General features: G+C 40.7%; 16 protein-coding genes and 1 tRNA gene. 14 read left to right on the forward strand and 3 right to left on the reverse strand.

Annotated features, from left to right (window positions below; all coding sequences use genetic code 11):
• Positions 1-1,447 precede the first annotated feature (1,447 nt).
• A complete protein-coding gene (locus IR173_RS04140) occupies positions 1,448-2,791 on the forward strand; it encodes a mechanosensitive ion channel family protein (protein WP_237038438.1) in 1,344 nt (447 codons plus the stop codon).
• 1,638 nt (positions 2,792-4,429) lie between these two features.
• Here the strand turns inward: IR173_RS04140 and IR173_RS04150 are convergent.
• Positions 4,430-6,190, reverse strand: a complete 1,761-nt coding sequence (locus IR173_RS04150) for a 1-deoxy-D-xylulose-5-phosphate synthase (protein WP_237038635.1) — start codon at positions 6,188-6,190, stop codon at positions 4,430-4,432.
• A gap of 233 nt (positions 6,191-6,423) precedes the next feature.
• Between IR173_RS04150 and IR173_RS04155 the strand changes: the two genes are divergently transcribed.
• The 6 genes from IR173_RS04155 (at position 6,424) to IR173_RS04180 (ending at position 14,449) form a co-directional block, all read left to right on the forward strand.
• Positions 6,424-7,923 (forward strand): L-lactate permease, encoded by a 1,500-nt coding sequence (locus IR173_RS04155; RefSeq protein WP_237038439.1) that lies wholly within the window; start codon positions 6,424-6,426, stop codon positions 7,921-7,923.
• A 100-nt stretch (positions 7,924-8,023) separates the two neighbouring features.
• Positions 8,024-8,200: a histone H1 gene (locus IR173_RS04160; RefSeq protein ID WP_237038440.1), complete on the forward strand. Its 177-nt coding sequence runs from the start codon at positions 8,024-8,026 to the stop codon at positions 8,198-8,200.
• 247 nt (positions 8,201-8,447) lie between these two features.
• Positions 8,448-12,842, forward strand: a complete 4,395-nt coding sequence (locus IR173_RS04165) for a DUF5113 domain-containing protein (protein WP_237038441.1) — start codon at positions 8,448-8,450, stop codon at positions 12,840-12,842.
• Between the two features lie 30 nt (positions 12,843-12,872).
• A complete protein-coding gene (locus IR173_RS04170; RefSeq protein WP_237038442.1) occupies positions 12,873-13,601 on the forward strand; it encodes a DUF5932 domain-containing protein in 729 nt (242 codons plus the stop codon).
• On the forward strand, positions 13,591-14,298 hold the full coding sequence (locus IR173_RS04175) for an AbgT family transporter (protein ID WP_237038443.1): 708 nt from the start codon (positions 13,591-13,593) through the stop codon (positions 14,296-14,298). The genes IR173_RS04170 and IR173_RS04175 overlap by 11 nt, the downstream gene beginning before the upstream one ends.
• A 77-nt stretch (positions 14,299-14,375) precedes the next feature.
• Positions 14,376-14,449, forward strand: a tRNA-Arg gene (locus IR173_RS04180).
• A gap of 206 nt (positions 14,450-14,655) precedes the next feature.
• Here the strand turns inward: IR173_RS04180 and IR173_RS04185 are convergent.
• Both IR173_RS04185 and IR173_RS18200 read right to left on the reverse strand, forming a co-directional pair.
• The gene (locus IR173_RS04185) at positions 14,656-15,051 is read right to left on the reverse strand and encodes a type II toxin-antitoxin system HicB family antitoxin (protein ID WP_237038444.1); all 396 of its coding nucleotides are present in this window, start codon (positions 15,049-15,051) and stop codon (positions 14,656-14,658) included.
• Positions 15,052-15,147: 96 nt separating this feature from the next.
• The gene (locus IR173_RS18200) at positions 15,148-15,333 is read right to left on the reverse strand and encodes a type II toxin-antitoxin system HicA family toxin (protein WP_005652458.1); all 186 of its coding nucleotides are present in this window, start codon (positions 15,331-15,333) and stop codon (positions 15,148-15,150) included.
• Positions 15,334-16,172: 839 nt separating this feature from the next.
• Between IR173_RS18200 and IR173_RS04190 the strand changes: the two genes are divergently transcribed.
• From IR173_RS04190 to IR173_RS04220, 7 genes are all read left to right on the forward strand, one after another.
• Entirely contained in the window at positions 16,173-17,135 is a 963-nt protein-coding gene (locus IR173_RS04190; protein ID WP_237038445.1) for a tyrosine-type recombinase/integrase, read from the forward strand.
• Positions 17,136-17,809: 674 nt separating this feature from the next.
• On the forward strand, positions 17,810-18,763 hold the full coding sequence (locus IR173_RS04195; RefSeq protein WP_237038446.1) for a FimB/Mfa2 family fimbrial subunit: 954 nt from the start codon (positions 17,810-17,812) through the stop codon (positions 18,761-18,763).
• 17 nt (positions 18,764-18,780) lie between these two features.
• Complete coding sequence (locus IR173_RS04200) at positions 18,781-19,713, forward strand: fimbrillin family protein (RefSeq protein ID WP_237038447.1); 933 nt, start codon at positions 18,781-18,783, stop codon at positions 19,711-19,713.
• 120 nt (positions 19,714-19,833) lie between these two features.
• Positions 19,834-20,760 carry a fimbrillin family protein gene (locus IR173_RS04205; protein WP_237038448.1) on the forward strand — a complete coding sequence of 309 codons (927 nt, stop codon included), beginning with the start codon at positions 19,834-19,836 and terminating at the stop codon, positions 20,758-20,760.
• Between the two features lie 163 nt (positions 20,761-20,923).
• Positions 20,924-21,958: a fimbrillin family protein gene (locus tag IR173_RS04210; RefSeq protein WP_237038449.1), complete on the forward strand. Its 1,035-nt coding sequence runs from the start codon at positions 20,924-20,926 to the stop codon at positions 21,956-21,958.
• A gap of 110 nt (positions 21,959-22,068) precedes the next feature.
• A complete protein-coding gene (locus IR173_RS04215; RefSeq protein WP_237038450.1) occupies positions 22,069-22,653 on the forward strand; it encodes an N-acetylmuramoyl-L-alanine amidase in 585 nt (194 codons plus the stop codon).
• The gene (locus IR173_RS04220) at positions 22,650-23,186 is read left to right on the forward strand and encodes a DUF4255 domain-containing protein (protein ID WP_237038451.1); all 537 of its coding nucleotides are present in this window, start codon (positions 22,650-22,652) and stop codon (positions 23,184-23,186) included. Before IR173_RS04215 ends, IR173_RS04220 begins: the two co-directional genes overlap by 4 nt.
• Positions 23,187-23,191: the final 5 nt, after the last annotated feature.

Consider the following 23,191-nt stretch of genomic DNA (forward strand, 5'->3'; position numbering starts at 1 on the left):
CTTATCCGTTCTCGCTCCCTTAGCACGGCTAAGGTAAGATACTGGGTGCAGAGGCTGTCCGAAGGCCGACTCTCACTTCTGATACACCAAGTCATTTCACTGTGACTTTCTCTCCCGAAAGCGGATGCAAAAGTAGGGGCTTTTTATGGAAACGCAAAACATTTAGCCGGACTTTTTATATTGTAAGCACAAACTTTTTTGTAACACGCTGATTTACAACAGGACATAACGAGATTTTTTTTGAAAGGGACAAAACGGGGAGAATATGAAGACACATTACTATATTGCGGGCGCGCATGTACGCGCATGAAGGGGGAGGGGAAAATCGAACCGGTTACAAAAGTCCGCGGCAGGTACAGGGTGCAATCCCGGTTCCCGGACTTTCCCATCAACGGCTTGTCATACGATGGCTGAATCCACTAAAGCCGGCTGTGTTTTTTCACCTTACAAACGGAAAACCGGTCTCTTCCTTCCTCCTTTCATTAGTCGTTGAAACGCCCTGTAGATGGGGGTTCCGGTAGTGAAGGGGCATCCCCTCACCGCCCCTTCAGCCTCCTTTCATTCGTAAAAAAAGGAATACAATGCCTTTGAACTTTTTCGATAACGATTTCATTTACGCTAGGTAGGTGTCAAAACGTGGATAATGCTGTCGTTTCGTTCGTAGGGGCGAGGTTCGCTCGCCCGAAAACAGTTTGCTTTGTGTCTTCGGGCAGGCAAACCCTGCCCCTACAGCTGACGATGGGATAGCCCGGTTTAGTTTGGACACACTCCCGATAGCTTAAAGTGAAATGTTCTAGGGCAGACACATACGTACGCATAAGACCACACGGATATATGTCATTGTGGCAGGCTCCGTCCCGTATCCGGATTGGATTCATTTGTCCCCCCTCTTGACAAACGCTTTCTTATATTCCCCAAATTGCACTTACACCATAGTTAACATTATCCAAAATTTCGATTATCTATTCAATCAAAATAACTTTTTCGTAAAAAACACAGATTAAGTTATTATATATCGCATAATTATACTAACTTTGTCGATTCAACTAGAGCAAACTGACGACTACTGCAATTTATTTTTTCTTAAATAATAATAATCCATGCAGTATTATCGCTTCTTGAGCATTATAATAAATGAATATAATACGTAACTAAACTAATTAATAAAGACACATGGAAACTAAATCTATTGGAAAAGTTGTATTTGGAGTTATTTCTGTTACATTAGCATTCTTCACGCTGAGTTTGGGCATATTTCATTATATGCAACATTCTTCTGCAGAAAGATTCAATAATACAATGATTGTGTATAAAAAGTAAATGGAAAAAGACAAGGCAGATATTCTCTTCATTCTTGAGAAAATACAAAAGAGGAGAATATCAGCTTTTCTTTTGATAAAACAAAATTTATCCTTTTTGGTTATATAGAAAAATATATAATCAGAATATGAATACAAATGAATTTGCTCAAACTTTACTGACTTGGATTAAAACTCTTCTTTTATGGATAGGGATTCCACATTCTATATTAAATAAGTTGGATGAAATTATCTTTCTTATTTTTATTATTATCATAGCTTTTGCAATCGGAACAGCTATACATTACATTACTTTGCATTTCACACGTAGAGTACTGAAATACAGGCAGATAGGAATACTCAGTTCACTGATAGAATACAATGCATTGAGAAAAATATCAGCCATCATTCCACCCCTTATCATAGCTTCGTTACTACCGTTTGCTTTCGACTATCACTCCACTTGGTTTATTGTGAGTGAAAAAATTACGTGGATTTATTTCTTCATTGCTTTACTCTTCTCAGTCAATGCTATCCTGAACTCAGTCGGCGATGTGCTAATGGCCAAAGAGCAATTACAAAATAAGCCAATGAAAGGATTCATACAAATCTTTCAAGTTATTTTTTCTTGCATTGCCGTTATTGTAATTATTTCTATTCTGATAAATAAGTCACCTCTTAATTTGATTACGGGATTAGGAGCATTTGCAGCCGTGCTTATGTTAATTTTTAAAGACACCATTTTAGGATTTGTAGCCGGTGTATTACTCTCCGAAAATGATATGATTCACATTGGTGACTGGATTGAAATGCCTCAAAATAACGTTAACGGTATTGTTACGGACATCACTCTGAATATTGTAAAAGTTCAGAACTTTGATAATACCATTGTTACTATCCCCCCCTACTCATTAGTTTCAGGTTCTTTCATCAACTGGCGTGGTATGACTGAGTCTGGTGGACGACGTATTATGCGCGAATATACTTTGAAATTGGACTATATAAAACCATGCACACCAGAGTTTTTAGAAAAAATGAAAGGATTTGATGTAGAACTATCACAATTCATCACCCTCAAGCAGAAACAGGCAGCTGAAGGAAAGGTAATAAACACAGAAAATCCAGACGGTTTAGTAAATGGTACCATAGATACAAATGTAGGGCTACTTCGAGCTTATATGGCCATGTATCTTAGACGACACCCTTTCATTAGTAATAATTTGCTACTCATGGTACGTACACTAGCTCCAACTGAAAACGGACTACCAATACAGATTTATTGTTTCTCCGCCAATAAGAACTGGACTAGTTATGAATCTATCCAAGCCGAAATCATGGAACATTTTGTATCTGTATTACCTGAATTTGAATTGTATCCATTCCAGAACCCTACCGCCAGAGACTATATCATCAGCAGTCTGATAGAAGCAGGAAAGGATTTGCCCACTATAGACGCCATCCCTTGGCATTCTATTCAATCTAAAGAAAAATAAAGAAAATATCAATATCCCTCCCCCAAAAAGGCGAGAGATAAACAAATAAAAAAGGCTGTCTTTAGGAATGAAGGCAGCCTCTTTATATTTTTATAGTAGACGCTTCTACTTCAGATGCAACTACTTATCGCAAGCCGATGCAATCTTCAACCTTTAATCTAATACTATGAAAAACACATTATAATAACGCACAGAGAAACAGAAATGTTCACAACGAATGAAATAAAAGTATGTTAATATGAAAATAATTGCTAAAAAGAAAAATGCATTTACAATACATTTATTTATAGTATATTGATATTTTGCAAAAAAACATTCCATTTCTTATATACGACAAAGGCATACAAATAAATGATTATAATAGTTTTCTCTCAATAAAAAGTAAGCATTCGGCCTAGTCCGTTTTTCGTTCCAGATTACAATAAAATTAAACGGCAGCCAATCGGAATAGCCGTATTTCTCTTCTCCTTCTTTATCCTATACTCTAATTAACACCTCCTGCATCCATCGTTTGGGATTCACCTTATTTTCCCTGTAACATTCCATCAGTGAAAAAATATTGCCGCTGCATGCGCTGCCTCGTGTGACACGGAGAAAAGTGTGTTTTTCCTATTTAAATAGAGCATTCCACCGGATTATTGACTTATACTAGAAAATACTAATATGAAACACATAATAGACTAAGTTAAAATTCTTATGAAAGGACAAAGGTAGGAAGAAAAAGAATTGAGAGAAACATAGACCAAGCTGAATGCTTACTAATGAAAACTTTCAATACCTTCATGTTTTTTCTCTAAAAATAAACTTTATTCTTAAGCTAATTAATTATATTAAGGATGGAATTGATATAATATTTGTACACTAAACGCCAAATAAACGAATATGATAAGCTATTTCAAATAAAGCAAGAAAGATACTACAAAGGGGAGTATCCTCAAAAACAAAGGAAGAAAACGTACTTTAAAAGAAATATAGCGTAAAATAAAAATTTAATTGAGTATTTTTATGGAAAGTCAGAATCTTTTCCTATATTTGCAAATGCTTCCCGCAAGCGTGCGGCTCATCATATCAAAAAAGGACTCTGGCTTAGGCTAGGGTCTTTTGATTTTATACTTCCCACTAATATCAGAAAAGAGGTCAGTAGTAATTTAGGAACTGCAGTAAAGATATGGGGCATGTAGCTGTCATTCCCATAATATTGTTCAAATACCTTTTGCTGAAGACCATGCATCCGGTTTCCTTCCACCAGGAATCTTGTGGCTCGTTCCTATACGGATATGTCATACAAATATTTTCCGGGTCTCAATCCAGATTGCCCCCTTCCCTTGTGAAAAAGATGCAGGCAATGTCCGCTCAGAGAAGCATGCGACAAGCAAGAGGCAAATAATAGACTTTTTGAAAGAAAATTGAGGATTCCTATCGCGTATATCCTTCATAAAAGAATAAAACCACAAAGAAAAAAAGTCTTTGGTTAATGAAACTTCTTTCTCTGTGATTTTTTGATTGGAACGGAGAGGGAGCCTAAAATGAGGTATTTTTTAGCGCCATCGTTTTCGGGCATCCTCTTTTTATACAATTGTAAGGCAGGACATTATCCTTTAATATGCGTAAAACATGACTTTATATCTCTGTCAAATGTCACAGAACAGCCTCCTTTATATCTTCAACAATTTGACTCACGGTCAATCTGTTATTCTGCATTAATTCTTTTACATCATAACGATCGACAAATTCTTTTTGCAATCCATAGTTTAGTACTTTCATGTCGGAACTACCATAATACCGAGCAAGTTTCTCTCCGAAACCACCATCCAATATTCCGTCTTCCAAAGTAATGACCAGCTGATGATTGTCCTCTAATAGATTCAGCATTTCATAATCAATCCCTGTAATATATCTTGGGTTAATAAGGGTCGCTTCGATACCAGTTTCTACTTTCAGATTTTCCACAATCTGTTTACCTAATAAATAAAAAGCCCCTAAAGCAACAACAGCCACAGTATTCCCTTGCCGAGTTATTTTATAATGATTAAGGTTACTGTAATCTTTATCAGGGACCTCGCCACTTTGTACTACGTCACCCCCCGGCACACGAATGGCTACCGGATACTTCGTTTGATGAATACCCCACTCCAACATCGCAAAATATTCTTCTTTACAGGTCGGTGCCAAATATACAATATTCGGGATATTACTTATAAGAGGAATATCAAAGATTCCCAAATGAGTTACATCATTCATACCTGCTACTGTTCCCATAAATACAGAAATCACAGCCGAATTACCATTAATACACAAGTCTTGTGACAGCTGGTCGTAACAGCGTTGAATAAAAGTACTATAAACACCATATACCGGCCGACCACCTCCTGCAGCAATTCCCGAAGCAAGTGCCACTGCATGTTCCTCAGCAATTCCCACATCAATAAATTGCCTACCTGCTTCTTGCCTCATTTCGGGAGTAAAACCAATAACAGAAGGCGTACCTGATGTGATAGCAACTATAGTCGGGTCCTTTTTCATTTGTTCTAATAAAAATTTGCCTGTCAACTCACAATAATCTTCTACATTACTGAAGTCCATTTTGGGTTTTCCTGTAGTCAAATCAAAAGGCATACCCCAATGAAATTTTTCACGGTCAGCTTCTGCCAAAGCATAACCTTTTCCTTTTTGAGTATGGATATGCACCACTGTAGGATGAGAAGTATTCTTCACTTTATTAAAAGTCTTGATTAATGCCGGAATATAATTTCCATCTTCTATATAAAAATATTCCAGTCCGAGAGAACGAAAAAAATTACAGGAAGCAGTACCGTTACTGCTTCTCAGTTCTTGCAAATTACGATATAACCCACCATGATTTTCGGCAATAGACATATCGTTGTCATTTACGATAATAATTAAATTAGTTCTCATTTCACCGGCATTGCTTAGTCCTTCATAGGCTTCGCCACCACTCAGAGACCCGTCACCAATAACGGCAATAACATTCCCATCTTCCCCTTTCAAGTCTCTAGCTTTAGCAAGACCACATGCAAGACTTACAGACGTAGAAGTATGACCAACAGTAAAAAAGTCATGTTCACTTTCTTGAGGGTTAGTGTAACCCGAAACTGCATCATAGTCATTAGGATTAAGGAAAGCTTCTTTACGTCCTGTCAATATTTTATGAGTATAACTTTGATGGGATACATCGTATACTATTTTGTCTTTGGGCGAATCAAAGACATAATGTAAGGCAATGGTAGCTTCAACCATACCTAAATTAGGACCAATGTGACCACCATGTGCACTTAGTTTGACAAGCAGTACGCCACGAATTTCATCAGCCAGCTGGTTGAGCTGCTTTTCAGATAATCCTTTAATGTCCTGAGGAGAATTTACTTTTTCTAAATACATAATTTCATTATTTGAATTTATATTATTCTTTTTGATGCCGCAAAGATAAAACCATAATAATAGAGAATTAGTAGATAAATCACTGATATTATAACCCCAATTACTGATGAGCATCTTAAAAAGAGACAAAAAGATATCTTCTATAAATTGATGTTAATTGTGTTCCCATAACGTGAACTTTAACTTTATATGCACTGTTGTTTTATAATAAATTAATAAACCTCATTAACTATATGAATCTGATTATAGCCATAGTTCCCATATTATTACTGATTATACTAATGGCATTTTTTAAAATGTCAGGTGAAAAAAGCAGTATTATATCTTTGGTGGTCACCATGCTGATTGCCTTTTTCGGGTTTCATTTTCCTTTGGATGATTTATTATTCTCCTTTCTTTATGGAGCGTTGAAAGCCGTCTCACCCATTTTGATTATTATCCTGATGGCCATATTCAGTTATAATGTTTTGCTTAAAACGGAGAAAATGGAGATTATTAAACAGCAATTTTCTTCTATCTCGACAGATAAAAGCATTCAGGTGTTATTGCTTACATGGGGCTTCGGAGGATTGCTAGAGGCTATGGCCGGATTTGGAACAGCCGTAGCCATTCCTGCTGCCATTCTGATTAGTTTAGGATTTAAACCAATTTTTTCGGCAACAGTCAGTCTGATTGCCAACAGTGTTGCCACAGCTTTCGGTGCTATTGGTACACCAGTGCTTGTACTTGCCAAAGAAACAAGCCTGAATGTACAAACATTAAGCACAAATGTTGTCCTCCAACTTTCAGTCTTGATGTTTTTAATTCCATTAATATTACTCTTCCTTACAGACCCTAAATTAAAATCACTACCTAAAAACGTACTACTAGCACTATTGGTAGGCAGTGTTTCTTTGGGAAGCCAATATATAGCAGCACGTTATATGGGTGCCGAATCTCCTGCTATCATTGGAAGTATATTATCCATTATTGTTATTGTTTTATATGGCAAATTGACAGCAACAAAAGAAGAAAGGAATCGAGAAAACACTTTAAAAAGCAAAGATATATTCAAAGCGTGGAGCATTTACCTCCTTATTCTTTTATTGATAATTGTGACAAGCCCATTATTTCCAGGACTGCGAAATACGTTAGAGAATAATTGGGTAACGCGCATCAGCCTTCCCATCAATACATCGACGGTGAATTATACAATCTCGTGGCTGACTCATGCAGGTATTTTACTCTTTGTGGGTACATTCGCAGGTGGTCTTATTCAAGGAGCAACTGTCAAGGAACTGTTTGTTGTGCTTTGGAAAACGGTCAAACAATTAGAAAAAACATTTATCACAGTGATTTGTCTAGTAGGACTCTCCACCGTCATGGATACCGCCGGTATGATATCTGTGATAGCCACTGCACTTGCTACCGCCACCGGAAAGCTTTATCCGCTTTTTGCACCCGTAATCGGTTGCTTGGGCACATTCATTACAGGTAGTGACACCTCTTCCAATATCCTATTCGGCAAATTACAAGCTAGTGTTGCAGGCCATATTCAGGTAAGCCCCGATTGGTTATCAGCAGCAAATACCGTAGGAGCAACAGGAGGGAAAATTATTTCTCCTCAGAGCATTGCAATTGCGACTTCTGCAGGAAATCAACAAGGAAAAGAAGGGGAAATCTTAAAAGCGGCAATCCCCTATGCATTGGTGTATGTGTGTATAACAGGTATCATTGTCTATCTTTTCAGCTGAAAATGTTGAAAAACCGTAAAAAATAAGCAGGTTAAAGCATATTCTAACAAAAAAGGATTTAATTTGAATCTGATTTAATAATTAATAAATAAATAGTAAGATGAACGATTTAGTTGCAAAAATCAAGGAATTAAGTAATGCATTCTTTACAGATGCTGAATTGCAGGCAGAAAAAGGTAATAAAGCAGCAGGCACACGTGCACGCAAAGCTTCTTTAGAACTGGAAAAATTACTGAAAGAATTTAGAAAAGCTTCTTTGGAAGATTCTAAAAAGTAATTTCTTGATTATTTGAGAACAAAGAAAGGAGATGTGTCAACACTCCCCTTTTATTGAAATCACCCTCGCTACAACACCTGTGGCGAGGGTAACTTTTATTACGCAATTCATTGTCCCCTATTCTTTATCATCTTCATGCTTTGAAGGATTAATCTTTTTTTCTTTGATACTTATTCGTTTTTGCCTTATGGAATAATCGGATTTTTTGTATTTTTGTTTTTTGCTTATAACCCAGAGAAAAATATCCATGAAGAAAATGCGTTTATTGCTTATTTGTGCAAGTATATTGATAACCACAGGAAGTTTCTTCTCGTGTGGAGATGAGAAAGATGTATCTTTATACCTTCAAGCTGACTCGCTAAATCAGGTGGCTTACAAATTGCGTTACAAAGATTTAGAAACTTCTTGTAAAGCCGCCCATGAAGCATATCGTTTTTCTTTGGGAAACTCTTCTTTGCGTGCCGAAGCACTAAACAACATGGGATTTTGTGCCTTTATTCACATGGATTTTGAAACGGCAGAAAAATTCTTTCAACAGGTTTACGAAACCACGACCAATGAACTTGAGTGCCTGATAGCCGATATTGGTATGATGAAAATTTGTCAGCGTACGGCCATGAACAAAGAATTTTATGATTACCGCAACAGTGCTTTACGTCGTATGAAGCGTATTAACGATGACCGTTCTGCCATCACCGAGCCCATGATATTAGAACGTTTGAACTATGCACATTCGGAGTTTTCAATTGCATCAGCCATTTACTATTATTATCTACAGCAAGAGCAACAATCTTTAGAAGCTATAAATGAAATTAAAGTCGACGAAGAATTGGAGCGCGATACGGCACAACTTCTCTACTATTATTACATGAAAGGCTCAGGAGGTATGTATGAAGCACCTACACAGGAAGAAGTTGTATTGGGTGAATTTAATTATTTAGTAGATTGCTTGCGTATCAGTCACGATTTAGGGTATGTATACTTTGAAGCTAATGCTTCGCAAGCAATGGCGGAATTACTGAAAGAGAAGAAAAATTATGATTTGTTGATGGCACGCCGCCCCAGTGTGATGAGAGGTATTAATACAGAAGATTTACCATGGGAAGAATTGGTGATGTCTTTTGCCGGAAACGCCCTACAGCTATTTAAGACATACGGAGATTTATATCAGATATCGGGAACTTATCGTACTCTGGCTTCTTGTTGCAATGAGCAAGGAAGATATGAGGAAGCATTAAATTATCTATCCGAGGCGTTAGGATATGTAAACCGCCACCATGAAAAATTCTATCATTGTACGGATACGACAGACCGCCTTCGCCCCTATGTTCCGATGGCATCCACTTCCATCGAACTTCAATGGATTAATGATGGCGGTATCAAAACTGTTCCCGAATGGATTGCCCGTTTTCGTGAACAACTCAGTGTAACTTATGCCGCTCTGGGAATGAAACCAGAATCTGATTATAACAGAAATATTTACCTTGACATACTTGATTATACACGTCAAGACAAAGAACTGGAAAGCCGCTATGTTGCATTAGAAAAAGAATCCGAGCAATTAACCGGCTTATTGGCTGTTGTCATTATCGGAATTATAGTATTGATTGTATTATTCTGGATACTAAACAAACGCTGGAAAGTTCGCAATACTTTATATATTGCCAAGTTGAAACACACTCTCGATATTTGTAGAAAGATTACGGCTTCCGTGCCTTCGGATGCAAATGAAGTGGATGATGTCATAAGGGCCATGCACACTGCAATAGGCAAAGATATCCTGCAATTGATAGGAGCCTCACAATTACAGATTATCGTTTACGAAAGCGACATGGAACAGCCGATGCGATATGACGGCATTTGTACCCGGTTTATTCTAAGTGTTCCCAGCAAAGAGCAACCGTTAGGAGAAATAAACTTATATTCTTCACAGAAAATGAAAAAGGATGACAAGGATTTGATGAGAGTTATAATTCCTTATATATCATGGACATTAGAAAACGGACTGGCTTTCATTTCATTGGGTGATGAACGCAAGCGGCTGGAAAAAGAACAATATATACACGAACAACATTTGGCGGAAAACAAACGGCAGAATCTGGTAAAGAAGGCATGCCTCTTCATTGTTACGGGTATTATGCCTTATATCGACCGTATTATAAATGAGACACATAAACTTACAGCGAACAACTATATTGACAATGAAGATATTAAGAATAGTAAATATCGCTATATAGACGAATTGATAACCCGCATCAACGAGTATAACGACATCCTTGCCTTATGGATAAAAATGAAGCAGGGAACACTGAGCTTAAGTATTGAAAATTTTGAATTAAATGATTTATTTAAGGTCTTAGTTAAAGGAAGAAAGACCTTCGAGATGAAGCAACAAACATTGACGGTCATACCAACTGAGGCCGTAGTTAAAGCAGATAAGGCACTAACACTCTTTATGATTAACACCTTAACGGAAAATGCCCGTAAGTATACCCAACAAGGAGGGATAATTTCCGTATATGCAGAAGAGACAGAAAATTACATAGAAATATCGATTCAAGATAATGGTTCGGGGCTTTCTGTAGAAGACAAAGAACGAATACTGAGTGAAAAAGTATATGATTCCGGGAAAATTGGTTTACAAAATGCAGAAAATGCGACAGAACTTCAAAAGAACAAAGGCCATGGATTCGGATTGATGAATTGCAAAGGCATTATCGATAAATATAGAAAAACGAACGATATCTTTCGAATATGTACATTTAATATTGAAAGTGAACTGGGTAAAGGCAGTCGCTTTTATTTTCGTCTCCCTAAAGGGGTACGGAAAATGCTGATGCTAATTCTTATATCTACCCTATCGCTATTGACCGGTTGTGGAGAAAAACATTTGGAACGTCAGGAAGCAATGACGCCGGAGGATTCCATCCAACGCTATGACAGATGGTTGACGGCAGCAAATGAATATGCTTATGACGTATATAATTGCAATATCGAAGGACTTTACCAACAAGCCTTATCATATGCCGACAGTGCTTTATTTTGCCTGAATGCCCACTATAAACAATACTCCCATCAAACAACACCTTTATTGAGATTAGAAGGCGAAGGAACTGCAGCCGAACTGGAGTGGTTCAACAATCATTTTGACACGGATTATTATACCCTGCTAGACGTACGTAATGAATCGGCTGTGGCATTTTTGGCATTGGGTCATTTGGATGCTTATCGATACAACAACAATGCATATACAGCTCTTTATAAACAGATTAGTGAAGACACTTCTCTTGAGGAATATTGCCGGCAAATGCAACTGTCGGCAAATAATAAGATTGTCGCTATCATTCTTTGTATCGTCATATTGATGTTATTGCTGATAGGTTATTATTTGCTCTATTTTCGCCATCGTTTGATGTATAGATATAATTTGGAGCAAGTTCTTGAGATAAACAAGCAGGCCTTTACAGGGTCATTATTGACCGGACAGACCGACAAAGACATTGCAGAATGTTTAGTCAACGCCATGTTTGAAGGAATGGATGAATTGATTGCCATTGATATACTCGGCATAGCCGTTTATAGTGAAGACAGTCATAATTTGAAATACGGTTTTTCTTTATCAGATGAAGAAAACGAAGATATGCGCGAACTTATGGCACGTTGCTTTGAAACGCAGACGATATATTGGACGGAGAAAAATCGCATTAAATGCCTCCCTTTGTGGGTGGAAACCGGAGGAGAGAATCGTTGTACCGGTGTGCTGGCCTTAAAATGTTCATTTGACAGCGAGCGCGAAGATGACCGTTTAATGGTAGAGTTGGTAGCCGGATATGTCGCTATAATCGCTTATAATGCGGTAGTACTGATGGCACAAAAATATCGTGATATAGAGACAGCTCAAGACGATGCTCGTCGGGCTATCCGCGAAGAGAATCAGCTTCATGTACAAAATTTAGTTTTGGACAACTGTTTGTCCACCATCAAGCATGAAACTATTTATTATCCCAATAAAATAAAACAGATTATTGACAAACTAAACAATGAACCGGTTCATGAAAACGAGAGAAAACAGATAGAAACCATAAACGAGCTAATCAGCTATTATAAAGATATTTTCACGATATTAAGTTCCTGTGCTGCCCGTCAATTAGAGGAAATAACTTTCAAGCGCGGCATTGTGAAGGCTCAGGATTTAGCTGATTATGCAAAACGTTACATGAAACGTGCAGGGAAGCGACTTCTTTGTAAAGTGGAGCTAAAAATAGAAGTGGAAAATGTTTCAATGCTTGGAGATATGATTCAATTAAAATATATGCTTGAAAATTTAATAGATGAAGCTTTGTCTTATGAAGTTGACGGAAGTCTATACCTACATATATATAAGGATAAAGACTTTGTCAGGTTCGACTTTATAGACCAGCGTCGCGATAAGACTCAAGAAGAACTGAATCAACTATTCTATCCACATTTATCACGAATGAAACGTGGTAGCGAAGGAGTGCTGACAGGTACGGAATATTTAATATGCAAACAGGTAATCCGTGACCATGACGAGTTTGCAGGCCGGCGTGGTTGCCGTATTAATGCCCAGCCGGTAAGCAATGGAGGTTTTATGGTATGGTTTACTATTCCCGCAAAATAACAATAATGAAATATAATAAATCAAGACAATATGGAAAGCAAGAAATTTAAAGTTATAATTGTTGAAGACGTTAAGTTAGAACTAAAAGGTACTGAAGAGATATTCAGACACGAAATTCCTAATGCCGAGGTGATTGGTACAGCTATGACTGAAAATGAATTTTGGGAACTTCTTAAAGTACATACTCCTGATATGGTATTACTCGATTTAGGACTGGGGGGATCCACTACCATAGGAGTAGATATATGTTCTTCTTTGCGGAAGAATCACCCTGAAATAAAAGTACTTATATTCACCGGTGAGGTATTAAATGAAAAGCTTTGGGTAGATGTTTTGAATGCCGGTGCAGATGGCATTATTCTCAAAACAGGCGAGCTTCTGACAGCGACCGATGTGCAAGCCGTAATGGATGGTAAGAAATTTGTATTTAATTACCCCATACTTGAAAAAATAATAGAACGCTTCAAACAGTCTGTCGCGCAAGAGCAACGTCGTCAGGAAGCTATCATCAATTATGATATTGATGAATATGACGAACGTCTTCTTCGTCATTTAGCACTAGGGTATACCAAAGAAATGATTACAAATCTAAAAGGTATGCCTTTCGGTGTAAAATCAATAGAAAAGCGCCAAAACGAACTTATTAATCGCTTGTTTACTCTTGATGAGCGAAGTGGTGTCAACGCGTGCCGTCTCGTAACACGTGCTTTAGAGTTACGTATCATTGATATTGACAATTTAGAGCCGGATGAAGAATAATTACTATTTTCCCCATGTAGCTACATTATTCTTTTTATTGACAGTAATAGTGGCATTGGTCTCATGGATAGGCAGTATTTATGGACTTGGTACTGTGCAAAGCCTGCTTAGTCCGGAAGGTATCCGTTGGGAACTTAGACATATTACAGGTAATTATGTTAAAACTCCTGCCTTGGGGATTGTAATGATTTTATTCTTCGGTCTTGGAGTAGCATATTATAGTGGCATGGCTAATGCCATTGGCAGGATTTTGAAGAGAGGAAAGCAGTTGACGCGAAAAGAAAAGCGTGCCTTACTGTTTTCTGCCTGTATTTTGTTTATCTATTCGTTGATAATCATCATGACTACTTTTGCTCCTTGGACTATATTGCGAAGCATTACCGGTTCCATAGAGAATTCACCTTTTCAACAAGGCATATATTATCTTATTTCATTCGGGATAGGTTTATCAGGAGTAGTTTTTGGCTATACTTCCGGGCGCTTTCGTAATGACAGAGATATAATTCGAGGAATGACTTTCTTGTTTATTCGCTTTGCCGATTACTTTGTTATTTTGTTTTTTATTGTTCAGTTCTTCTCTTCGTTGCTATATACTAATTTGACTGAATGGATTGGAATAGACTCAAACATAGTGGTTTACGCCTATCATATTTGTTGTTTTATTCCTTTTATCGGGATGTTAAATAGAAAAAAGTGAGTTATGAGAGAAAAAAAACTCTGATATTTTTGGAACTTTTGATAAAAGCTATTACCTTTGCACCCGCAAACAAGGATGGTTCCGTAGCTCAGCTGGATAGAGCAACGCCCTTCTAAGGCGTGGGTCCTGCGTTCGAATCGCAGCGGAATCACATGGTAAAACCGCAAAAGCTTTATTATTAGCTATTTGCGGTTTTCTTATTACATGAGTTGCACAACATTTGCACAACTCAGGTCAGGTTAACATCGGGTCAATCCGAACATCAAGACTGTAGGAACAAAAGAACCCCGAACCAATTAAGGAACGGGGTTTCATTGTCTTAATTAAACGGTCACGCTTCACAGCGGTACACTATCTTTAGAAAGTAGCTGCGGCAAGTTCTTTAGAAATACGTTCCACCGCTACCCTTATCTTATCGTATTGCTTTTGTCCGGCTGCTGTCACCCCGGAAGTGTATTGCCTCATCAATGAAGCGTTGATACCTGCCAACTCTGCCACTTTGGTAACATTCAGAAATGAGAAATAGTTGAAAAAGGATTGCATATCATATTTGTAGGTGAAGTCCAGTTCCGGCACCTCCTTGCCTTCTTCTGCCTGCATTTCCTTTATTTCTTCATACGCTTTCATCATATCCTCTTTGGCGGCTTCTGCTGTATCTCCATATCCAGCCAAACCAAAGCCAGGTAAATCTTCCTCAACAAAGCATGAGTAATACCCATCGCTCGCCTTTTCCATGATAACAGTTACTTTCATATCCATTTCATTAAAATAGGAGTACGGCACTATTACCGTACCCCATTGTCTCAACAAAAACAATCTTCCAGCCATGAAGCGCAAAAGGCAGGGGGATTACTCCCCCAAAAGGACCTTTCTTGCTTTACGTTCCATTCCGGTAGGTACTTCTTGTTTGCCATGCCTTGACAAAGCGAACTTGTTTCCCGTCTTAGGACTATACCAAATATCATGGTTAGCCCCATGCCTAAGAACGTAACAACCCGCTGCGGTCAATTCCGCAAAAAACTGATTGTACTTCACAATGTAAAAGACCGTTTATTTATTAAGACAGTGCAAATATAGCGTTTTTGCTATAAACTACCAAATAAAAACATAACTATTTTGCTATATTCATAAAAAACTTCACGCGTATTCCAATAGTACTTCACACGTACGTCCGCATGAAGCCACACATACGTATGTGTAGGGCTATACATATATACGTGTGGGCTTATACGTACGTACGTGCAATCATCCACCTCCCAAAAGACAAGGGCATTTAAAAAAAAGAGCAAGAGCTTTTCCAAAAAGATAACGAGCTTTTAAAAAAAGAGCAAGAGCTTTTCCAAAAAGATAACGAGCTTTTTTGAAAACGTCTTGTTCTTTACCCCGCCAAGATTTCGTCAACTGTTATATTCCATGCTTTATGCGCACTTTTTATAATGAAAACGTCTGAAAACACCCTACTCTATATCAAGCCGGAACAGCCTGTAAAAAAGACTATATAGCTGATAGAAAGTGTGTTATGCGGAAATATGCTTCAAAATGTAGTGAGAGCATGAGAGTACAAGTGAGAGCTAACATTTTTTACTATCATCACATAAGTCATTTATAATTAGCTTGTTATATATATGGTGAGAGCATGAGAGCACAATGATGCACAACTTATCATTGTTAATGCTATCTGTTTGTTGTCGACCGAATGTATATTCCATACCCATAATAGAAATAAAAATCCGAAAAACCCATAAACGGAGAAATCCTCTCGCCTTTCCTTCTTTGTTACTCCCTAACATCCTTTACTTTGCATTCACAAACTATTCCATCCGTGCCCGTGTTCAAGCAGGACAAGGAATATTGAACTAAAAAAACAGAGAATTATGAATGAGACAAAAATAACAGAAGCTGCAGAACTAGTCGCTTATATGATGACGGTTATCCGGAAGTTGAAAGAAGACAAGAAGCATCCGGCGGTGCATACCTATACCTCTACGATGAACTCGGTCATCACATTTTCCACAGAGAAGGTGTTTAAAATGACCTTCGAGGAAATGTTCACCAAAGGCAGACTGAAGGAATACGAGAATTGGCTACGCAACAACAAGGCGAAATGGAACACCGTGTCCACCTATATGCGTACCCTGAAAGCGGTACACAACCGCCTGGTGGCAAACAAACGGATGCCCTACGAACCGACTTTGTTCGATGACGTATATACCAAAGTGGAGTCACAAACGAAACGCTCACTTTCAGATGAACAAATGCAGGCATTGCTCAAAACGGATTTTGAGAGACTGCCGGAAGAGATAAGGTGCGCGCTGGCCTATTTCCTGCTGATGTTCTTATTCCGCGGGATGCCGTTCATCGACCTTGCCAGCCTGCGGAAACAGGATGTAAAAGGAAATACAATTTCATATTCCCGGCATAAAACAAAACGCCATATCACCTTGCGCATCCCCAAAGAGGCGATAGAATTGTTCGAGGCGTTCCGCAACAAGCATCCGGATTCCGACTATCTGTTTCCCATTTTAAATAAGGATATAGAGGATGAAAAGAAACAGTATGAAAATTATCTGGACGCTTTGAGAAAATTCAACCGACTGCTGAAAAAGATGGCGGAACTGTTGCTGCCCGATGTGAAGCTGAGTTCCTACACCCCTCGGCACACATGGGCCACGCTTGCTTTTCATGCCGGCATTCCCATCGGGATTATCAGCAAGGCATTGGGACACTCGTCCATCAAGGTGACCGAAACTTATCTGAAGCCTTTTGAAAATGAAAAGGTTGATGCAGCAAATGACGGGTTGATATTATCCGTTATGAGAAGCGGGGAAGCCGCGTGAAAACGATGTGTGACAGTCTGTTAAAAAAAGAAGCGTTACTTACCAAGTAACGCCATTCAGTCCGACAAACTTAAACGTTTTTTTTTATTTTTCAAAATAAAAGATATGATTTTCTCATTGCTTTTTTAAAATTTCATTCGTAACTCGACACAGATTTAAATAGAACGACATAAAGCACCCCATTCTTACTATAAAGGTATATGAATCTCTTCCCCGTCCTTGACTGCTCAAAAACGGACTATCCACTTATTTCTCTTATTTACTCCATTGTGTGTCTTATTTCGTTAAATTTCCAAGCAAAACCCTTGTTTTCACCATTCTGGCAGTACTATTTTTCCGTTACTTGGTAAGTAACGGAAAAATAGTAAATTCAACATGAGGGAACAATATTTGAAATCTATAACATCTGCATTGTCTGACGCATTCCTGAAAATACGCTTTCAACCAATGATTTCTTTTACTTTAGAAGGGATTTACTACTATTCGTTCCATTACATGGATAGAGTGGAACACCTACACTCATGGTTAAAAAATATAGAAACAGAAGACATTCCCCACGGATTAAAATATCCTTTCTTTATTAAATCTTTTCTCAATTTGGGAAATGCAAGAACTATTGGGATTCGACATCACGCTGGTGTAAAAGTTCGTAAAATGACAAAAAGACCATATACATGGATAAGATGAACATTTATAAGAAATATGACGCCAACTCAAAAAAGACATTGATTGGCAAAGGCAGGTTGCTGATATTCGCATGGGCAGTGCTGCAACTAATCAGTTGCGGAAAGGACGATTCCGATAACACCTCCCATCCCGACAAAGGTGCAATAAAAGTAACTACCGACTGGACGAACCGTTCCTCGGACGCCGTCCTGCCAGCGGACTATATTCTGCGCATCGGCAGCGAGGAGCAGACGGTAAAAGGCGAGACGAACGCTTTTAAGTCACTGTTCCTGCCGGGAACACAAAATCTGCTGGTTTATCATCAGGCGGAAGGAATCACCATCAGCGGAACCACCGCCACGGTGAACACGCTGGAAAACGGTACGCTCAACCCGATGCCGGGCTTTCTGTTCTCCGCCGCCAAAGAGCTGGACATACAGAAGGACGACACGCTAAGGGTCACCATACCCATGACACAGCGCATCCGCAGTCTGGCGTTGACCTTGAAACTGAATCCCGGTGACGAGCAACGTATCGCAAGCACCGCCGCCACCCTGACAGGCATTGCTTCTTCAGTAGATTTGGCTACCGGCAGCGTGACAGCGACGGAAGTAAAAACAATGAGTCCCGCATTCACGATAGAAACGGATGGTGGGGAAAAACGTACAGCAACACCAGGCGGAGAAACCCGTGCCGCGGAAAATCCGGTATTGATTACTTCCCTGCGGCTGCCGGGTGTGATACCGGGTGAAAAGCAAGAGCTGACCCTTGTCGTGACCCTGACCAACGGCACGGTGCAGACCATTGTCACCGACCTGACCGAAGCCCTGAAGAACTTCGGCAACGGCAAGATGGAACCGTTGGCGCTGGATGCCGCGCTGACACTGCCTGCCGAAACGGAAATCAGTGCCACCATCAGCGACTGGAATGTAGTGAACAATGGAGATATTACTGTAAATTAGAAAGTAAGAAGTAGAATATGAAAGATAACAGACAGAGTATTTTAATGGTTGCCGCCCTCCTACTATTGGCAGGATGCAGCAACGACAACGAGGGAGCGGCTACACCGGAAGGCGATGGACGCGTGGCCTTGCAAGTAACCAGCGACATCCATGTACAACCCCGTGCCTACAACGACACTTGGGAAAGCGGTGATGCCATCGGCATCTATATGCTGCACGGCGAAACGGCAGAAGCAGAGAATTGCAAGTACACCACCGGGACAACCGGCACAAGCGGTACATTCACCGCCGACGCCGCCAACACCATCTATTTTCCTATAGGCGGAGATTCGAGAGACTTCGCCGCTTACTATCCTTATCAGAATCTTACGGAAGGAAGCAGCGTTTATCCGGTGGACGTAACCACACAGACCTCGCAAAAGGCCATCGACCTGATGGGAGCCGACAAAGTGACTGGCAAGAACAAAAATAAGCCTGCGGTGGCGTTTGAGTTCCAACACAAATTGGTGAAATTGGCAATGACCATCCAGCCCGACGGCACATCGCTGACCGCCGAGAACATGAAGGACTTGAAAGTGGAGATTACCAACCAGCCCGTCAAGGGAACCTACGACGTGGTGAAAGGTGGTGACGTGATTGTTACGACTCCTGTAGCTCCCGACAAAGCCGTCGATATCGAACTACTGACCAATGCCGACGGTACCGCCGCCGAGGGCATCGTGCTGCCCAACACCTCCACCGAGGGCATGTACCTGCGTTTCACGCTGAAAGACATCGACACGCCGTTCACTTGGAACATCAACAGTGCCGAAAAGTCGAAGCTGTTTCAAGCAGGCAGCAAATATGTGTACACCATCACGATAGGCAAGACCGGAATAGCGGTGACTTCCACCGTGAAGGACTGGACACAGGGAAACGGTGAAGAAGGAGAATCGGGCAATGCCGAGTGAAAAAGTCCGTTTGCACGGATAAACACACCAACCGCACAGATAAACGTGCATTTCAAATAATAAAATTGGGCGGTAAAAGAAAACTGCCGATATTTGCGTAAAAATAAAATTCAAATAAAGATGAGAACAAAAGCATTTATGATGATGGCTGCCGCAGCATTGGTAATGGCGGGATGCAGCAACGACGAAAACGAAATAACGGACAACTGGAATGGTGAAATCCGGCTGAGCAGCGGGCTGACGGTGCAGCAGACACGTGCCAATGAAAGCACGCCACCCGACACGCAGATTGCCAGTGGGCAGGAAGTAGGGATATTTATCAACGATGCCATCACAACATCTGAGGTTATCGCTACCAATCTGAAATATACTGCTGACGGAAACGGTGCACTGACGCTTGGCACGGGGGAAAATATTCCTTATTATCCCGCCAATGGTAATGCCGTAGCGATTTATGCCTACCAGCCTTTGAGTTCCATAATCGGCAATGACGAAACGTTTGACTTTTCAGTCAAACCAGACCAATCGATGAATAACGGTAAAGAATATTATAATTCCGACCTGCTTTACTCCGCAAGCAAGACTTATGTCCGCCAAAAAATTGCGCATAGCTTAAGCTTTACCCATAAACTTTCTAAAGTAGTCTGCAAGTTGGAGAGTGGTGCCGGAACCCCCTCTTTAGCCGGAGCCACCGTGGAGATTCTGAATGCTGAGACAAAAGGAACTTTCAAGACGTCCGACGGCACTTTCACTCTCACAAGCGGTAATATATCCGATGTCAAGATGAACAGCACCATCACCAGTGGCTCTTATATCGCCGTTATTCCACCGCAAACTTTTACAAAAGGAACCAACTTACTGAAGATAACCATCGGCACCGGTGTATTCTATTACAGCATACCAAATGATGGGGAAAACCTTGTATTGACAGAAGGTAATGTTTACACCTATACGATAAAGGTTAATCTGACCGGTTTGAAAGTCACTTCCACAATCACTCCGTGGAATGGTAACGAAACACATAGCGGAGAAGCTGAAATGCAATAAAGGATACAGATGATTATTTCTCATTCCGGCGGATTACAAATCCGCCACAGCCACCGCCGGGCACTTAGTGCGTAAGCCCGGAGTGAGCAACCCTATAAGGTAGCACACGGACAGCTTCGCCGCTGCCGGTGGCACGAAAGGAACAAAAAAACAATAGAAGAAGATGATGATATACAAACTACAAGGCTGCAAGAAATCAGCCGTTATCGGATGGATGGCAGGTATGCTGTTACTTGCCGGATGCACGCAGGATAAACCGGCGGACACATCGCAAGGCGAGATGCTGCCCGAAGGGAAATACCCCATGACCTTTACCGTCACCGGGCTGGAAGCTACGGCGACAACACGTGGCACGACCGACGGTACCTGGGACGGCGGCAAAGAGGTGGCTGTACAAGTGGGTGACGTAGTGAAGAAATATGTTGCCGATGGTAGTGGTGAAAGCACCACGCTGCAACCGGCAGACTCTGACGATGCCTTTTACTGGCAAAACACGAAGGACACAAAACAAGTCAGTGCGTGGTATCTCGGTAAAGGATACAATAATAATCCGCCAACGAAGACGAGGGGGTGGCAGTGGAGCGTACAATCAGACCAAAACAACAACGGCTATCAGAATAGCGACTTCCTTTATGCCCCACAGACCGCCTGTAGCTTTGGTGGCACGAACTCACTCACTTTTTCTCATAAAACCGCCAAAGTGGTGATAAACATCCGTAAATACGGAGTGGCCACTGATGACAAAGATATAGAATCCATAACAATCTGTAATACTATGTTAACCGGATCCACTGCTGAAATAAATGGGGAACTGAAGTTTTCGGGTAATGCAGAGAGCTCTAGCTCTCGTCAATCTATAACGCCTTACAAGCTCTCCGTTCAGAATGAAAACGTAAGCTTTGAGGCTAATAAGCATGCTGAAACCGCCCTTGCCAGCTATCAGGCATTGGTTATTCCGGACAACGATATACACCTCATCTCTATCGAAATAAAGATGAAGGGATATGCGCTTTTCAAATATAATCTAGTCGTTTCAGTCGTTCCAGGCGTATCCGGAAAATGGGAAAGCGGCATGCAGTACACCTACAATCTTACGATAAAAGGCAGTAAAGTTACCGCCACCGTTTCCGACACCGAAATGACGTGGGAAGATGGCGACAATGGCGGCTCTGGCGGCAATGGCAGCGTGGAGATATAAGCTGAAAAGAGCAACGGAAAGAAGCATGACGATATGCTATGCGAATGACATAAATTGAATAAAAATTTTAAAATAAGTTCGATTATTATTAACCTTTAAAAGAAGAAATTATGAAAGTATTGATTGACAACGGACATGGAGTGGACACAAAGGGTAAACGTTCGCCAGACGAACGATTGATAGAGTACGCTTATACGCGTGAGATTGCGAACAGAGTGGTAAATGATTTGAAGGCATCAGGTCTGGATGCCATCCGCATCGTTCCCGAAGAAACGGATATTTCGCTGGAAAAACGTGTGGCGCGTGCCAACAGGTATTACGCCGAAAGCGGCAAGCAGGCCATTCTGGTTTCTATCCATTGTGATGCGGAAGGTAGCGGCTCGATGTGGATGGACGCACATGGATGGAGTGTGTTTGTCGCTCCCAATGCTTCCCAGAACAGTAAGCGACTCGCCACTGCACTGGCGGATGTGGCAGAAAAGAAAGGCGTGACAGTGCGTATAGAGACAAGCAACCGCAACTACTGGGTGGCAAACTTCTGTATCTGCAGAGACACCCTCTGCCCTGCGGTGCTGGTAGAGAATTTCTTCATGGACAACGAGGATGATGTGAATTTCCTGCTTTCCGAAAAAGGCAAGCAGTGCGTCACGGACATCATAGTGGAAGGTATCAAGAAATATCTGACAGGTAAATGATAAAACGTATCCTGACCTGCTATGCCGGGCGGCTGAACGAATACCTCTCCCGCCTGCATCACCAGCCCGAAGGACTGGTGGAAGCAGGTTTTGTGGGCAACAGTTCGGAAGAGAAGCCCAACAAGATGGTGGTGTCGCTGTTCGGTATCGAGCGGGAAACATCGGGCGGCATATCCGCACCGGTGCAACGCACGGCGGAAGGCTACACACGCACTTCTCCCCCTCTGTTGCTCAATCTCAATGTGATGCTGGCGGCAGTGTATGACGAACGTCGGTATGCCGAATCGCTCTCCGTACTGTCCGACACGTTGAAATTTATCCAGTCCGTACCGAAATTCGAGGTGGAAGAGACGACTTATACCGTAGAAATCGTAACTTTATCACCGCAGGACCTGAATAATGTATGGACCTTGCTGGGCGGACAATATTACCCCTCGGTGGTGTGCAAGCTGCGCCGCCTCGTCATTGACGCGGAAGAAGCGACAGGAAGCGGAGCAACAATGCGGCAACCGGATTTGAAAATGATAAAATAGAAGAG

Source organism: Phocaeicola faecalis, from assembly GCF_021730445.1.
Classification (GTDB): Bacteria; Bacteroidota; Bacteroidia; order Bacteroidales; family Bacteroidaceae; genus Phocaeicola; species Phocaeicola faecalis.

Excerpts from the sequence above, each read along its gene's own strand:
- IR173_RS04210 (WP_237038449.1), top strand. The coding sequence starts at position 20,924 with ATGATGATATACAAACTACAAGGCTGCAAGAAATCAGCCGTTATCGGA.
- IR173_RS04175 (WP_237038443.1), top strand. The coding sequence starts at position 13,591 with ATGAAGAATAATTACTATTTTCCCCATGTAGCTACATTATTCTTTTTA.
- IR173_RS04220 (WP_237038451.1), top strand. The coding sequence starts at position 22,650 with ATGATAAAACGTATCCTGACCTGCTATGCCGGGCGGCTGAACGAATAC.
- IR173_RS04195 (WP_237038446.1), top strand. The coding sequence starts at position 17,810 with ATGGATAAGATGAACATTTATAAGAAATATGACGCCAACTCAAAAAAG.
- IR173_RS04200 (WP_237038447.1), top strand. The coding sequence starts at position 18,781 with ATGAAAGATAACAGACAGAGTATTTTAATGGTTGCCGCCCTCCTACTA.
- IR173_RS04190 (WP_237038445.1), top strand. The coding sequence starts at position 16,173 with ATGAATGAGACAAAAATAACAGAAGCTGCAGAACTAGTCGCTTATATG.
- IR173_RS04205 (WP_237038448.1), top strand. The coding sequence starts at position 19,834 with ATGAGAACAAAAGCATTTATGATGATGGCTGCCGCAGCATTGGTAATG.
- IR173_RS04165 (WP_237038441.1), top strand. The coding sequence starts at position 8,448 with ATGAAGAAAATGCGTTTATTGCTTATTTGTGCAAGTATATTGATAACC.
- IR173_RS04170 (WP_237038442.1), top strand. The coding sequence starts at position 12,873 with ATGGAAAGCAAGAAATTTAAAGTTATAATTGTTGAAGACGTTAAGTTA.
- IR173_RS04155 (WP_237038439.1), top strand. The coding sequence starts at position 6,424 with ATGAATCTGATTATAGCCATAGTTCCCATATTATTACTGATTATACTA.
- IR173_RS04215 (WP_237038450.1), top strand. The coding sequence starts at position 22,069 with ATGAAAGTATTGATTGACAACGGACATGGAGTGGACACAAAGGGTAAA.
- IR173_RS04160 (WP_237038440.1), top strand. The coding sequence starts at position 8,024 with ATGAACGATTTAGTTGCAAAAATCAAGGAATTAAGTAATGCATTCTTT.
- IR173_RS04150 (WP_237038635.1), bottom strand. The coding sequence starts at position 6,190 with ATGTATTTAGAAAAAGTAAATTCTCCTCAGGACATTAAAGGATTATCT.
- IR173_RS04140 (WP_237038438.1), top strand. The coding sequence starts at position 1,448 with ATGAATACAAATGAATTTGCTCAAACTTTACTGACTTGGATTAAAACT.
- IR173_RS04185 (WP_237038444.1), bottom strand. The coding sequence starts at position 15,051 with ATGAAAGTAACTGTTATCATGGAAAAGGCGAGCGATGGGTATTACTCA.